Source organism: Peribacillus sp. NPDC058002, assembly GCF_042886655.1.
In the GTDB taxonomy this organism is placed as follows: Bacteria; Bacillota; Bacilli; order Bacillales; family DSM-1321; genus Peribacillus; species Peribacillus aracenensis.
This window is the reverse complement of record NZ_JBHVQU010000100.1, coordinates 1-15,336: the sequence shown is the minus strand read 5'-3', so window position 1 is coordinate 15,336 and position 15,336 is coordinate 1. Positions and strand designations below refer to the sequence as shown.

Below are 15,336 nucleotides of genomic sequence, written 5' to 3'. Positions count from 1 at the left end.
AGATATAGCCTTCACATCTGGATGTTCCACTAATGCAGAACCAATGACCGAACCCCTTCCGAATACACAATTAATGACTCCAGCCGGAAGACCAGCTTCATCAAATGCCTTTATCACATGATAGACCGACTTAGGTGTAAGATCAGCCGGTTTAATCACGACTGTATTCCCGTAAATCAGGGCAGGCGCCAGTTTCCACACAGGGATAGCTATTGGAAAGTTCCATGGTGTAATCAACCCCACCGGACCGAGCGGAGTACGGGTTGTGTACAAAAATGTATTGGCATTCGCTGAAGGAATCACTTCTCCAAGTGGCTGCCGGGCTTCAGCAGCATAATATTCAAGAATGCTGGCAGCTCGATTGGCTTCCCCCATCCCTTCCAGGAATGTTTTTCCTTCTTCCTTTATCAAATCCCGCCCCACTTCCTGCATATTCTTTTTCAAAATATCAGCAGCTTTCTGTAAGTATGTAGCCCTTTGCTGAAACGATAGTTTTTTCCAAGCAGGAAATGAATTTTTTGCGGCAGCCACTGCATCATGCAAATCTGCGGCCGCACTGGATGGAAATTCCCCTAAATTTTCTCCATTATGGGGACTCAGGTTTTCCTTATACTCCCCTGTAGTTGGTGTTTGCCATTTTCCGTTAATGTAATTTAAGTAACGCATAATATTTCCCCCGTATTCTATTTTTTAACTTCTAAATTATAGCTTTGCTTATAACTGGGAACTTCTAAATGGATCCTTCAACGCTTCCTACTAGAACCTCTATTGAACAAAATCATTAGGCTGATCATTTGTTAAGGCTGGCACCTCCACTTTTACTTTTCTTCTCGCATATCTAAAATAGTAAAATATATAGCAAGCAGCGACAAAACCTAATCCCCAATACAACGAATTGCGCTGTGTCGAATCATAAGCGGTGAACACGAAAATACCTAGACACATAAGGATGCAGAGAATCGGGACAAACGGGAAGAAAGGTACTCTAAACTTCAGATTTTCAACCTTTCCTCCTTCTCTGATATACTGCTTACGGAATCTGTACTGTGCGAACGCAATCGCCATCCAAGTAAGTACCCCTCCAACCCCGCTTATAGAAAGTAACACAACAAATAGCGTTTCTTCTGCTACTACACTTGTAAGTAAAGACAGTAAGGCAAAGACCAGGGTGATGAGTAAGGCATTAATAGGTACACCGCGCCGGTTTAGCTTTCCAAATAAAGGGGGCGCCATTCCGTTTTGAGAAAGAGAGAAAAGGATCCTGGTACAAGCAAACAGACCCGTGTTCCCTACAGAGAGGACCGCCGTCAAAATTACGAAATTCATAATGTCAGCTGCATAAGGAATACCTACCATTTCAAACACGGTAACAAATGGGCTTTCCAGCACCCCAGCTTCTTGCCACGGAACGATTGCCGATAGAACAAAGATTGCCAGTACATAGAAAAGCAGAACACGTATTACGATGCTTCGAATCGCTCTCGGAATACTTTGTTGCGGGTTTTCCGTCTCGCCTGCTGCAACCCCCATGATTTCTGATCCCTGAAATGCATATACGACCGTCATCATCGATATAAACACACCCGTGAATCCTGTAGGAAATAGTCCATCACCCATAAAATTAGATAAAAACGGAGCAGGTTGTGCATCCATATGAATCAATCCAAACATCGCTGCAGCACCGATAATGATGAACAGAATAACAGTAAGTACTTTAATCCCTGCGAACCAGTACTCAGTCTCAGCGAAACTTCTCGTTGTTAAGGCATTTATTGTGAACAAAAGTACGGTAAATATCATACACCATACCCATACTGGTATATTTGGAAACCATCTAGCCATAAGCAAACCAGCCGCTACAAATTCTAAGCCTACGTAAAGAGCCCAACTCAGCCAGTAAATCCATCCAATGACAAATCCAGTGGCGGGACCAATAAATTTCGTTGCATGGACCTGAAAGGAACCAGACACCGGCATCACTACCGATAATTCACCGAGACAAATCATCGCCAAGTACATTAATAAACCACCGAACAAATAGGCAACAATCGCTCCTGCGGGTCCGGCTTCACCAATCGCATAACCTGATCCCAGGAAGAGACCTGTTCCAATAATCCCACCTAAGGAGAGCATAAATAAATGTCTGCTCTTCATCGAACGCTGTAATTCTTTTGGCTGATTTTCATGTACTGTTTGCATGAATTCCCCCCCGTTTCTAATCGATAAACTGCTCTATACATTTTTATGATTAACACAAGATAACGAGAGTTCCCATTATTCTGAAATTAAACCACATTATTATTGTGCAGATAACGCTTCGGAAGGCTCAGCATACTCTAGCAAGTCACTGATTGTCGGTTTAAATATTTCATAAGCTACTTCTCTTTGATATTTATTTTGGTTTTTTGCTTCTGTAAACAACTGAAACGTATTTTTCCTGCATAGTTTTTCGATATCATCAACTACAGCTTGCGGATCTGGTTTAACTAGTCCGAAAATAATCACATCATAAAACCTTACCGCCCCCAGGTTGGCAACGAAATCATTAACAACATCAATTCCTCTTTGTTTTATGATTTCGTCTCCCTCAGAAGAAATGGGAATGTTTGCCGCTTCCACAATTAAGCTTGCTTTTACGCTTTTTGCATTGGATATGTGGATGACATCCTCTAGTGCGCACGGAATTAAAATGTCGCAATCTATATCGAGCCATTCCGTGTTTGACCTTACATTATAATGCGGTTCAAAAAAGTCTTTATCCATTTCTCCGTACACATTCTTATGATCAATGAGCTTTTGGACATCTAATCCTTCTTCACACGTTACCAAAAGGGTTGCATCAGAAATTCCAACAACTTTATAACCTAACTGGGACATTTTCAATGCACAGCTTGCTCCTACACAGCCGAATCCTTGAATGACAACTCTCGCTCCATCTTTTCCGGTTTTAAATTTCCAGGCCTCATCTGCCGAAAATGCTACACCATAGCCTGTTACGACATCGTTTAAAAACAACCCGTCAATTTTTGTTTTCAACAGTGCATCAAAGTCCTTTATCCCTTGTAGTACATTCGGATTCTGCTTCATTGATTTCGTAAGAGGGATATCAATACCAAATTCATTAAATATTTTGAGCACATCTTCATATTTGGTACCTAAATCACTGCCTAAAGATACCCCGATGTCTATATAAGGCATCATCGCAATCAGGAATCTTCTTAACACCGCATATGCGTCTGGCGCTTTATAGTCATAGGCAATACCCGCTTTACATGCGCCAGTCGTCTCAGATTCACCGGCTACATACTTATAAGCCATCGCCTCAGCTAACCTTTCGACCTCTTCTTTTGTGACAGTTGGATGCATTCTTGTACCGCCGCCTGCGTAGCCTTTAACAAAGTTATGCACGACCAGCCAACCTTGAGCATCTGTTTCCGTATCATTCCATTCCACAACTAAATATGGTTTTAACATCTGTGAAACCTCCCCAGAATCTTTTATTATTCCTACTAACTTCTAATGCAAAAACAATGTCAAAGTTATATGCCCCACAACTATTTGTTGGACAATAGACTTTGGTGTACTTCCTTCTTATCTTGGCCTACAGATAGAATCTTTGGATTGACTGCAACTTCAATTACAGCCGGCAGCCCTGAAGCAATCGCCCTTTGCAAGGCTGGCGCAAAATCACTATTTTTTTCAACCTTTTCACCATGCGCTCCAAATAAGCGGGCCAATTCGGCAAAATCAGGATTGGACAAGTCAGTTCCAACGACCCGATTTGGAAAATGCCTTTCTTGATGTACTCGAATTGTTCCGTAAATATTGTTGTTGACAACAATTGATATGGTCGGAATTTTATACCGTACAGCGGTTTCAATCTCTTGGAAAGTCATCATAAAGCCTCCATCTCCTGAAATGGATACAACATGTTTGTGAGGCTGCGCCAGCTTTGCCCCAATAGCAGCAGGCAGTCCATATCCCATCGCACCCGACGTTGGCCCTACGTATGTGTTTTCTTGCTCGAAACGGTAATATCTGGATAGCCACCCGAAAAAGTTGCCGGCATCATTTGTAATGATGGTATCTTTCGGCAGACAGACGGCAAGATCATGCATCAATCCGTCCATATCCACAAATTCTTCTGTGTAATCGGCCTTCGGTTCAGAAAATTCCATATATTTATCATGCAATTCTTTCAAATGGTCTTCGCTTGAAATAATAGATCCTGGTTCTGGCGCTTGCAGTGCTTGTTCCAAGAAGCTCTTGGCATCTGCTTCAATGGCAAGTGAAGGTGGATACACTTTACCAAAAATATCGGGACAAATATCCACATGGATCAGTTTTGAATTTTCAGAAATCAACGTGTAGTCTTGTGTTCCTACTTGAGAGAATCGTGTCCCTAATGCCAAAACTACATCTGCATCGCGGATTGCATCAAGTAAATATTGTGGTGTCCCAAACCCAAGCCATCCAGCATAGCAAGGATGTGAGTTCGGAAACGCGTCAAATCGCCGGAAAGCTGTAATGACAGGAAGTTTCATTGCCTCCACAAACTGTACAAGCAACCTGTTTGCCTTAGCATGAATTACACCCCCGCCAGCAATCAATACGGGACGCTCCGCGTTTCGTATCATATCCATCGCCTGCTTCACAACTTCCATATGTGGTTGAGGAGGAAGCGAGCGATAAGTTGGATTTATGTTCAACTCTGCCTCATCTTCTAACATGTCATGCGGCAAAGCCACCAATACAGGGCCCGGACGCCCCGATCGCGCAATATGGAACGCCCGTTGCAATAATTCCGGGATCCTTTCCACACGATCGATTTCTACCGTCCATTTACATAAATGACTGAAAAAACCCGTCAAATTCACTTCCTGGAATGCTTCCTTTTCTTTAAAAGGGCGTTCGACTTGGCCAATCAGCGCAACCAAAGGGGTCGAGTCTTGGGCAGCAGTATGAATGCCGATAGCTAAGTTTGTAGCCCCCACTCCACGCGTTGCCATACAAACACCTACCTCTCCCGAAGCCTTGGCATACCCTTCCGCCATAAAAGAGGCACCCCCTTCATGCCTTGCAGAAATAAGTTCTATTTCAGGATGTTGATATAGTGCATCCATTACACTTAGATAACTTTCACCTGGTACACAAAAAGCTTTTTTTACCCCTTCTTTAGCCATTACTTCTACGATTGCTCTTCCTCCACTTACTTTCATAATCAAGCCTCCCGCTTTCAAGTACGTGTTTTTGTTCTAGTAATTTATGATTAAATTAAAAATTGGACTCATTCCCACCATCATTTAACTAGTTTTGTCCATTCCTAAAGCTTGTTTATTATCTTCTTCCATTCCAATTGATGTTTTTCTTGTAACGGCACTCACTCCCAAAGTTACTGCAATGTTGATGAGTAATACGGCTAACCCTACATCAAGATCTTGTATGACTTGCGGCAGGGATGGAAATAAAGTAGCAAGTGTCGTACCTGAAGTAGTCGAGTATATGACAATTAGAATTCCAGCTATCATTCCGGCAAAAGCTCCTTGAACGGTAACAGGATTCTTTTTCCACAAGCTAAAAAATAATGCGGGAAATAACTGTGCCATGAAGCTATATGCCATTAGATACAACGTAAAAATCGACTCCCCGCCATTAAACGTAAAATATAGAGTCACTATGGAAATGGCAGGTACTAACATCCTGCTCAGTCTTTGAAGCTGTTCATCCGATGTATTCGGCTTCCACACCTTATATACATTTTTGGAAAGTATCGTGGCAGTTGCCGTCAACACGAGTGAACTAGGTATAAGGGCGGCCATCGCCCCTGATGCACCAATAACCCCAACAAACCAGGGATCAAATGACATTTTCGCCATTTTAAATAAAGCTAAGTCTGCTTCTGCCCCCTGTAGATTCGGAACTTGGAGAATCGCAGAAAAACCAATAAATAACGAAAAAATGATGATTACTTGATAAATTGGCATAACCCCAGCATTCCAACGAAGTGATTTTGGACTTTTTGCAGAGAATACTCCCGCCAACATATGAGGAAACATATAAAATGCCAGTGCTGTCATGATCGTAGCTGAAATAAACCAAGAGATACTCAAACCTTGTTCCGGGAAAATCAACAAACCTTGTTTTGCTGTATCGATTGCTTCAAACATGGGCTGTAAACCACCGTAATAATGAAGAGGAAAATAAATCCCCATGATGACGACTACAGTCAGAATCATGATATCTTTAATGACCGCGGTCCACGCCACCCCATGCATCCCTGAAGCAGTTACATAAATTGTGATCGCAATGACACTTACAACTATGGCCACATTTGGCGAAATGGACCCATAGGAGGCTTCCGATACGATAATTCCTAACCCTTTCAACTGCATGATCAGATATGGAATAATTGAAATGACGCTAATTACCGCCACAAGAACTCCTAAAGCCGGACTATTGTACTTTTTATCATAAAAATCAGATTGAGATATGACATTATTTTTTTTGGCATATCTCCAAATAGGCGGCAAAAGCCAATAGGCGATTACAAAATAGAAGCAATTGAAAGCGTATAAGGCAGGAGGCATACCAGATCTATATGCACCGCCGCTTGCCCCCAAAAACGTATATGTCGTAAACATTTCACCTGCTATCAAGAAGAAGAGCAAAAAGCTGCCGAAACCCCTTCCGCCTATAGCCCATTGTTCCAAACTCATATTCTTACCTTTTCGAGCTTGAAGCCCTAACCAAATACACAGAACCAAAAAGAAAAGGATAACAAGCAGGGCTTCATTCATCAGTCTTCTTCCTCCTCGGTTGCAGGATCAAGTTTATTAGCAATTATTAAAAACACTGATGTAAGACAAACCCATAAAATGGCCCAAAAAAGAACAAATGGCATCCCTAAAACATAAGGTTCAATCCGATTGATAACCACAAGCGAGCCAAGTGCCGGTATTGCACTTATCACATAGATCATTTTCTTCATTTGTTCACCATCCTTATCAACAAATGCCATTGAACCACCCAATCACCTGTTTTCTGAAAAAACAGATATTTTTTTCTGTATTATTACATTGATAGCCTTTTAGTTAAGGGCTCATTTACAGCCCAATTCGGTTTCAGGCCTGTTAGAACTTGTTCCACTTGCATTGCTGCATGTACAGCCATGCGTATCGAGCCTTCCTTCGTCAATGCCGCATTATGAGGACTGACAATCACATTATCCAATTTAAAAAGGGGGTTCCATTTATCAGGAGGTTCAACTTCAAATACGTCTATTCCAGCGCCGGCAATCTGGCCCGCTTGCAAAGCATTTACTAAATCACTTTCCCTCACCACACCGCCTCTGGAAGCGTTTACAAAATAGGAAGAAGGTTTCATCCAGGAAAACTCACGGCTACCTATTATCCCTTTTGTTGTTTTCGTTAATGGCAGATGCAGGCTAATAACATCAGAGTTTCTGAATACCCATTCTAAATCTGCTACTATCTCCAACTCCGAATTCGTTTTGGCTGTAACATAGGGGTCGTAGCCAATCACTTTCATATCAAAGCCTTGGTAAGCCTTTTTTGCCAGTATTCTGCCGATTCTCCCCAGTCCGATAATCCCCAAAGTCTTGCCTTCCAAGTCCATGCCAAAAAGTTGATTACGAATAGCAAAATTCCCGCTGCGCAGTTCTTTATCAGCCAAGCTTAAGTTTTTGGACAATGATAAAATTAATGCCATTACATGTTCAGCTACAGAATTCGCATTTGCCTCTGGTGTATTCGTTACATAAATGCCTCGCTCTGTAGCAGCTTCGATATCAATATTGTCCAAGCCCACACCATACTTGGCAATCACTTTGAGGTTTTCAGCTGCTTGAATGACTTCTTTATTTATTACAGCCGTTGATCTCGTTAGTACTGCATCACAACCCTTGATTTCTTCCATAAGAATTTCTTGCGACAAATCAGACCCTACTTTAATCTTATAGCCTTTTTCCACTAAATAACTTTTCCCCTCTTTCTCAATATCTTGAGGAATATACACTACATGACTCACCTTCACACCAACCCTTTCATGTTAACCTTGAAGGAAATATCTTTCCTACTGCATGGTTATATATACAATTATTGTGCCAACATAAAAAACATCAGTTTATTCAAGAAAGAAGCCAATTAGCCCTTATATCAAGACATAAATAAATGTAACAAATTGTTTCAAAATGAATCATTTAGTTTCATTACGTTTCAATCTGTTTCAATATTCAAATTTTTCATCTTTCTCCATAAAGTCGTGCGACTCATCCCTAACTCAAAGGCAGCTTTTCCTTTATTAAAATTAACCTTAATTAACATTTGAACAATTCTTTCACGTTCGGATAAATGCATCCCAGGGGACATATCCATCTCTTCGTCTTGTTTCGATAGCTGTATTTTCTTTTTACTTCTATTGGGAAAATATATTTCAATATCGTACACATCAATTAACTTGTCTTTATAAAGAGCGCATAATCGCTCACAAAAATTTTGCAATTGGCGAATATTCCCTTCCCAATTCTCTTCGCTCAGCTTTTTCATGGCATTTTCCGTAATCTTAATTTGTTTTTGATCCGAATGACCTTTCTGAATAAAAGCATTCACCAATACCGGAATATCTTCTCTGCGTTCCCGAAGTGGAGGCAATACAAGGTCCAGTACACTCAAGCGATAATACAGATCCTCCCGAAAGTCATTACTTTTCACCATTTGCATGAGGTCTTTGTTCGTTGCAGACACAATTCTCACATCAACGGGAATTACTTTATCATCACCGATACGCATGATTTCCCGCTCTTGGAGGACACGTAGCAGCCGGCTTTGCATTTTTGGGGAGATTTCCCCTATTTCATCTAAAAAAATCGTACCTCTATGAGCCAGTTCAAAAAATCCTAGCTTTCCGCCTTTCATAGCTCCCGTGAAAGCTCCTTCTGCATATCCGAAAAGCTCACTTTCCAATAGATTTTCGGGAAGCGCCGCGCAATTAATGGCTACAAACGGGTTATTTTTCCGGTTGCTATGATTATGTATGCTTTGGGCGAATATTTCCTTGCCCGTTCCAGTTTCTCCAATTATAAGAATATTTGAATCTACTTCACTATAACGTTGGGCTGTTTCAATCGTCCTCTTAATTTCGGGACTTCGATACAATATATCATCAAATGTGTACTTGGCCACATGTCCGCGTGAATGAAGTTTTCTAACGAACTTCCCTTCCATCTCTTGAATGCGGGTAACATCTTGAAAGGCTACCATATCCCCCACTTTTTTACCCTTTAAAAATATCGCAACTTTTTTTACCGATAATTGAATCGTTTGGTAAGCAACGGTATCTTTTTCGTATTCACCGTCGCTTAAAAGCATATTTCGAAATCTCCCGGGCTTTATTATATCGTATATAGAATTTCCAATTAAGCTCCCCTTGGAAATCGATAATATCTCCTGAGCCGCCGTATTGAATACAGATATTCGCCCTTTTAAATCTATAGCAATAACCCCTTCATAGGCATAATTAAGAATCGTTTGGTAACGCTTGGTCTTCTCCTGTTCCCTTCTGCTGACAAGAGCTACTCTTTTCGCCTCAATCAACGCCTGCCGAAATGATTCCTTTCCCGTGTCAACCAGAATGGCTCCCAACCCTATCTCTTCAGCATATTTACAGGTACTTAAACCACTTAACACCACCTCACAACCTTCTCTGGCTGCCAAATCCACTAAACTGACTGAGGACTCGATATCATTTAATATATAGGACTGAATTGGCAAATCAACAATATCCGAAAGGTTCTCCACCCCATAAATCATGTTTAACGCTCCTATAACGGCCACTTTTTTACTGCCAAAACGTGCCTTGCAATCATATAGGGAACGAATGAGGTCAATCCCTTGGACAGGTATATCGACGATTGGAATGAATTCATTGCTTTCTTTTAATAGTTTCGTGATCAAACCCCTTGAAATGATCACATCAGCATCCAGCTTCAACTTCCCAATCTTATCGGCATCCTCAACCACCTCCTCTAAAACAAACTTCACTGAACCGTTATCATTGTTGTCCGATTCTTCCAACTTGTTGAATTCCTCAAACCTTTCAAAAGCATCCGTAATATACCCTTTTCGAGGAACAACGAGTTTTATTTTTATCAAAACACCCACCTCCAACGTAAATCATTTTGGTTTATTGGATAAAAGCTAAAAGTAACCTGTAATTTATTCCAGACCTTGTTATACAAGGACTGGATATAACCTGGCAAGCTAAGAATGCCGCAAAGTTTTTCATTCAAAGCCACAATAAGAAAAGCCATGTGAAACTTCTAAAATAGTATTTCTGCATTATATTTAGATATTAGATATTTCACTTTATTAATGACTTTGAAAAATAAAAAACCCTGTTATCGTGGGTTTTTTCATCATAAGGATTTCGATTGGTATTTAATATGGTCATTCAGGTCATCACCATTAAAACTTTTTTTTTCATCACTGGAATATACTTTTAACATTAACATCAGTATAATGATTCTTTAGGTGAAAATCATCATGAAAAATCCTTTTTAATTTCTTAAAGCGGCATGATCATCTACTTTTTTCCATAATTCCCCTTCCTTTCTCTGTAACAGGACATATTCCTTTTATTCTTCATACAAATGTGGAATTCCTTTTGATTTTATCGGTACAGACAATAAAATTAGTCTACAAACATATTAACCCCGTTCAAGAAATCCTGAACGGGGTTTTTAATAAATTTTTATTTTTTGCGGGCATTCTAGCAGTTATCAAACTTTATAACATTCAAGGTGGTTTTACTTACGGACTTAAAAAGGATCGGCGATGACAAGGATTTTCCCTGCTTTAATATCCTCCACATATTGATCGACTTCGGATTCCTCCAGTCCAATATCCAATAATGGCTTTCTCAATCCGCCTGCTCCCGATGCTGCCCCGGCAGCGGCTCCGCCAAAAGTTGCGAAAATAGGTCCTGCTGCCAATATCGGACCAATTCCTGGTACGGCCAATGCACTCATTCCAATTAGCAGGCCTGTTAATCCGACAGCTCCGCCGGCTGCTGCCCCAGCTACTAATCCATCAGTCTTTGCCGGGGCGACTTCCTCGGCTTCACTGGGTAATTGATCAATGTTTTTTGCCACTACTGATATTTGATTGGATGTATATCCTTGTGTCTTTAGGTTTTCCACTGCTGAAATCGCTTCATTTGCATTTTCATATATTGCTATAAACCTCTTGTCCATGGTATCTGCTCCTTTAAAAGTAATGTATTATACAATACCCTTAATTGAGTTTTAATAACCTTCCATGAAGGAAATGAATTTCATTCCCGGATTTGCCCCTGGCCGTAAATGAAGTACTTGCTTGATGTTAAGGCAGGTAAACCCATTGGTCCACGTGCATGCAGCTTTTGTGTCGAAATGCCGATTTCTGCACCATAACCAAATTCAAAGCCATCGGTAAAACGGGTGGAAGCATTGTGATAAACTGCTGCGGCATCTACTTTATTCAAAAATGCGGAAGCGTTTTGTTCATCCCTCGTCAGGATTGCTTCAGAATGCTTGGTACCGTATCGGTTAATATGTTCAATCGCATCGAATACACCTTTGACAGTTTTCACGCTGATTTTTAAAGCCAGGTACTCCGTTGACCAATCTTCCTCCGTAGCCGTTTTGGCTCTTGGAAAGGAGCTGCAAACCGCTTCATCCCCATATATTTCAATACCCTTTTCGTCCAGGAGTTCCAAAATACGCACTCCGTTTTCTTCAAACCATTTTTCATGAATCAGAAGCCCCTCGATAGCATTGCATACGGATGGACGCTGAGTTTTACCGTTTAAGACAATTTTCTCGACAATCGTGATATCTGCGGTCTCATCGATGAAGATATGGCAATTGCCTGCTCCTGTTTCAAGAACCGGAACAGTGGACTCCTTAATGACCGTTTCAATTAAATTCTTTCCGCCTCGTGGAATCAAAACATCTAAATACTCATTAAGATGAAAAAGTTCCTTAGCGGTTTCTCGACTCGTATCCTCGATCAACTGAACAGCTTCTACAGGAATTTCCGTATACTCCAATGCCTTATGAATGGATGATACTAGAGCCATATTGGAGTTTTTGGCTGACGAGCTGCCTCTTAATATAACGGCATTCCCCGTTTTCAAGGACAATGTAGCTGCATCGATGGTCACGTTAGGCCTGGCTTCATAAATCATCCCGATTACACCGATCGGCACCCGTAACTTTTTAATCAATAAACCATTCTCTTTTTCGATCGTCTCCAATTGTTCCCCAACTGGATCATTTAATTCGCTTAAAAGCATAATGGCCTCAGCCATGTCATCAATACGGTTAGCATTTAACATAATTCTATCCAATGTAGACTCACTGAAGCCTTTTTTCCTGCCTTCTTCCAGATCCTTTTGGTTTTCTTCTATCAAGAAATCTTTATCGATAATAAGTTGCTTAGCAATGTTCCCAAGTGCCTCGTTCTTTTGTTCCGTACTCAATCCTATTAACTGATAACTGGCTTCTTTGGCTGCCTTTCCTTTCGCCTTCACTTCATTCATTTTCAAATGCCCCCTTTTCCTTCACAAAAATTGATTTTTATGCTTTCACCCATTTATCGCGATGAATCACTTCTATGGAAGTGATCACAAGCTCGGATGTCCTCTTTCCCATCGCCTGTTTTAATTCTTCGTCGGAGTATAGGACCTCACCCCGCCCCAATAATCCATTTGCACCATAGACTTCGACAACATCCCCCTTATTGAAGACTCCTTTAATTTCGTAAATTCCAGCTGGCAGCAGACTGCTGCCATTTGAAACTAAAGCCCTCTCGGCACCTTCATCAACGAAAATTTTCCCGGATACTTGTGAATGAAGGGATATCCATTGTTTGTTTTTCGTTACCGTCATCAAGACATCATTCCCAATATACGTGCCGTCACCTTTGCCTTCGAGGATGGTTAGAAGTTTATCACTCCCATAACCAGAACCAATGAATACTTTCACCCCAAGAGACAATGCAGTTTGGGCTGCAATCAACTTAGATTTCATCCCCCCGGTTCCAACATTGGATCCTGCACCTTCTGCCATTTGCAATAAATCCGCTGTTACTTCGGTTAGCTTATCAAATCGTTTCGCCCCTGGATTTGTCTGTGGATTGGAATCATAGAGCCCATTAATGTCCGTTAATATGATCAGGTTGGTGGCGTGGACCAGTCCGCTTACTAAGGCGGATAGCATATCATTATCACCAAAAGTCAGCTCCTCGACCGATACTGTATCATTTTCATTAATAATCGGAAGGATGCCGCGTTCAAGCAATTCCATCAATGTCGCATATGCATTTTTATATCTATCTTTTTTCGAGAAATCTTTCCTTGTTAACAAAATCTGCGCAGGAACGATTCCAAAATGACCTAATTGTTCCATATATGATTGAATCAATAGGCTTTGCCCAACCGCTGCAGCAGCTTGTTTTCCCTTGAGAGTGACAGGTCTCGTAGGATAGCCGAGCTTGCGAAAACCTGTTGCTACAGCACCTGATGAAACAAGGACAACTTCATGTCCCGCTTTCCTTAAAGCTGCCACTGCCTGGATATGATCGGAAAATTTTTTTTGGTCGATTTCACCTTTTGTGTTGGTCAAAGAACTACTTCCTATCTTTACAACGATGCGTTTCTTTTCCATCGATTACTTCCTCCAATAAATATCTAAGACATGAAAAAAAGCCCTCTTCATCCTTGAAATAAGGACGAAAAGGGCTGCTCTCCGTGGTACCACCTTCATTGAATGCAAGTTCATGCATTCCACTTTGCCTGATAACGCCAGGATTTGCGCCTATGTTTTGCATAGGACTCAAGAAGCAGGTTCTGCGTTTTCCTGTCGCGGGTCTTCCAGCAATTGACGCCGCTCTCTGTCACAGTGATTCTCGCATACTAATCTTCTCTCAACGTTCATTGTTTTAATATAGTATGCAAAATTATCTGCTTGATGTCAATAACATTCCTACGATGTATGAACCTTATAACGCGATTGCCGGGCCGAAGAACTCATAGTGGATTTTATCCGCATCTATCCCCAGCTCTTTTAAATAAGTAATGATCGCCTTCATGAATGGAACAGGGCCACACACATAATAATCAGCTTCAGGTTTAACAAAACCGCTCAATAATTCCTTATCGATATACCCTGCCTTTATAAAATTCGGCAGGTTCTTATCATCCTGGCCCGGATTTTTAAAGACAAAGGATAATTGATAGCTGGTAAGCTTTTGGGCTAGTTCTGTCAGTTCCATTCTGAACGGCTGTAACCGACCATTATCGGAAGCATGAATGAATTGTACATGACGCTCGGGTGTTTGTTCAGCTATCTCATGGACCATACTCATGAAAGGTGTTATGCCAACGCCTCCGCTCAAGAATACTGCCGGTGTTCGTTTTTCCAAATCGATTGTGAAATCACCTGCAGGAGCCGTTACGTCAATACTGTCACCCACCTGAATGGATTCATGCAAGTAGTTGGAGACCCTTCCATCAGGAGAGGTTCCCGGCTTTTCTTTTTTAACGGAAATCCGGAAATAATCTTTTCCTGGAACATCAGACAAACTATATTGACGGTTGAATAGATAGCGTTCACCCGGTATCTCGATCCGAATGGTAATATATTGTCCAGGAAGAAATGATGGAACCTTCTCTCCATCTGAAGGTTTTAAATAAAAGGATGTGATTACGTCACTTTCCCGTACTTTTTCCGCCACTGTGAATCGTTTGAAATCAGACCATCCACCGACCTGATTGGAAGCTTCGTCGTACATTTCCTTTTCGATGCTAATGAAAGCATCGGCAATGACTCCATAGGCCTCTCCCCAAGCTTGGAGGATTTCTTCTGTAGCTGAATCTTGCAACACTTCCTTGATTGCACCTAATAGAAATTCTCCAACAATAGGATAATGTTCGGCTTTAACGGCAAGACTTCTGTGTTTTTGTGCTATTTGCTTCACGGCAGGTAATATCGTTTCGAGTTGATCTATATATTTAGCTGCTGCCAAAACTGTGTTGGCCAGTGCATTTTGCTGACGCCCCTTTTTTTGATTGGCGTGATTAAAAACATTTAATAATTCAGGATGTGCTTCGAAAAGATTTTTATAGAATACAGTTGTGATTGTTGTACCATGCACTTCTAATACAGGTACAGTTGATTTGATAACATCAATAGTTTTTTGGGATAGCATAGGTAAACCCCTCTTCATAAACAAGTATTTTAAATACATGTTTATGATAGAACCTAACTGCATTAAAAGC

Annotated in this window: 12 protein-coding genes; all 12 read right to left on the bottom strand. The window is 41.1% G+C overall.

Annotated features, from left to right (window positions below):
* A partial coding sequence (locus ACFVSH_RS16515) for an aldehyde dehydrogenase family protein (protein ID WP_387706918.1) occupies window positions 1-666 on the bottom strand: 666 nt, incomplete at its 3' end.
* Window positions 667-765: 99 nt separating this feature from the next.
* On the bottom strand, window positions 766-2,199 hold the full coding sequence (locus tag ACFVSH_RS16510) for an amino acid permease (protein ID WP_387597438.1): 1,434 nt from the start codon (window positions 2,197-2,199) through the stop codon (window positions 766-768).
* Between the two features lie 99 nt (window positions 2,200-2,298).
* Window positions 2,299-3,474, bottom strand: coding sequence for a Glu/Leu/Phe/Val family dehydrogenase (locus ACFVSH_RS16505; RefSeq protein ID WP_387597441.1), 1,176 nt, complete (start codon window positions 3,472-3,474; stop codon window positions 2,299-2,301).
* A gap of 80 nt (window positions 3,475-3,554) precedes the next feature.
* Window positions 3,555-5,219, bottom strand: coding sequence for a thiamine pyrophosphate-dependent enzyme (locus ACFVSH_RS16500; RefSeq protein ID WP_387706916.1), 1,665 nt, complete (start codon window positions 5,217-5,219; stop codon window positions 3,555-3,557).
* A gap of 84 nt (window positions 5,220-5,303) precedes the next feature.
* Window positions 5,304-6,797, bottom strand: a complete 1,494-nt coding sequence (locus tag ACFVSH_RS16495; RefSeq protein WP_387706914.1) for a sodium:solute symporter family protein — start codon at window positions 6,795-6,797, stop codon at window positions 5,304-5,306.
* Entirely contained in the window at window positions 6,797-6,979 is a 183-nt protein-coding gene (locus ACFVSH_RS16490; protein ID WP_370662591.1) for a DUF3311 domain-containing protein, read from the bottom strand. The genes ACFVSH_RS16495 and ACFVSH_RS16490 overlap by 1 nt, the downstream gene beginning before the upstream one ends.
* Window positions 6,980-7,071: 92 nt before the next feature.
* Window positions 7,072-8,034 carry a hydroxyacid dehydrogenase gene (locus ACFVSH_RS16485; protein ID WP_387597450.1) on the bottom strand — a complete coding sequence of 321 codons (963 nt, stop codon included), beginning with the start codon at window positions 8,032-8,034 and terminating at the stop codon, window positions 7,072-7,074.
* Window positions 8,035-8,234: 200 nt separating this feature from the next.
* On the bottom strand, window positions 8,235-10,169 hold the full coding sequence (locus ACFVSH_RS16480) for a sigma 54-interacting transcriptional regulator (protein ID WP_387706912.1): 1,935 nt from the start codon (window positions 10,167-10,169) through the stop codon (window positions 8,235-8,237).
* 665 nt (window positions 10,170-10,834) lie between these two features.
* A complete protein-coding gene (locus ACFVSH_RS16475) occupies window positions 10,835-11,269 on the bottom strand; it encodes a general stress protein (RefSeq protein ID WP_192205276.1) in 435 nt (144 codons plus the stop codon).
* A gap of 80 nt (window positions 11,270-11,349) precedes the next feature.
* A complete protein-coding gene (locus ACFVSH_RS16470) occupies window positions 11,350-12,597 on the bottom strand; it encodes a glutamate-5-semialdehyde dehydrogenase (RefSeq protein WP_387706910.1) in 1,248 nt (415 codons plus the stop codon).
* 37 nt (window positions 12,598-12,634) lie between these two features.
* Entirely contained in the window at window positions 12,635-13,723 is a 1,089-nt protein-coding gene (gene proB, locus ACFVSH_RS16465) for a glutamate 5-kinase (RefSeq protein WP_387706908.1), read from the bottom strand.
* 334 nt (window positions 13,724-14,057) lie between these two features.
* The gene (gene hmpA, locus ACFVSH_RS16460; RefSeq protein WP_387597464.1) at window positions 14,058-15,266 is read right to left on the bottom strand and encodes an NO-inducible flavohemoprotein; all 1,209 of its coding nucleotides are present in this window, start codon (window positions 15,264-15,266) and stop codon (window positions 14,058-14,060) included.
* Between the last annotated feature and the right edge of the window lie 70 nt (window positions 15,267-15,336).

Excerpts from the sequence above, each read along its gene's own strand:
- ACFVSH_RS16510 (WP_387597438.1), bottom strand. The coding sequence starts at position 2,199 with ATGCAAACAGTACATGAAAATCAGCCAAAAGAATTACAGCGTTCGATG.
- ACFVSH_RS16505 (WP_387597441.1), bottom strand. The coding sequence starts at position 3,474 with ATGTTAAAACCATATTTAGTTGTGGAATGGAATGATACGGAAACAGAT.
- ACFVSH_RS16500 (WP_387706916.1), bottom strand. The coding sequence starts at position 5,219 with ATGAAAGTAAGTGGAGGAAGAGCAATCGTAGAAGTAATGGCTAAAGAA.
- ACFVSH_RS16495 (WP_387706914.1), bottom strand. The coding sequence starts at position 6,797 with ATGAATGAAGCCCTGCTTGTTATCCTTTTCTTTTTGGTTCTGTGTATT.
- ACFVSH_RS16490 (WP_370662591.1), bottom strand. The coding sequence starts at position 6,979 with ATGATCTATGTGATAAGTGCAATACCGGCACTTGGCTCGCTTGTGGTT.
- ACFVSH_RS16475 (WP_192205276.1), bottom strand. The coding sequence starts at position 11,269 with ATGGACAAGAGGTTTATAGCAATATATGAAAATGCAAATGAAGCGATT.
- ACFVSH_RS16470 (WP_387706910.1), bottom strand. The coding sequence starts at position 12,597 with ATGAATGAAGTGAAGGCGAAAGGAAAGGCAGCCAAAGAAGCCAGTTAT.
- proB (WP_387706908.1), bottom strand. The coding sequence starts at position 13,723 with ATGGAAAAGAAACGCATCGTTGTAAAGATAGGAAGTAGTTCTTTGACC.
- hmpA (WP_387597464.1), bottom strand. The coding sequence starts at position 15,266 with ATGCTATCCCAAAAAACTATTGATGTTATCAAATCAACTGTACCTGTA.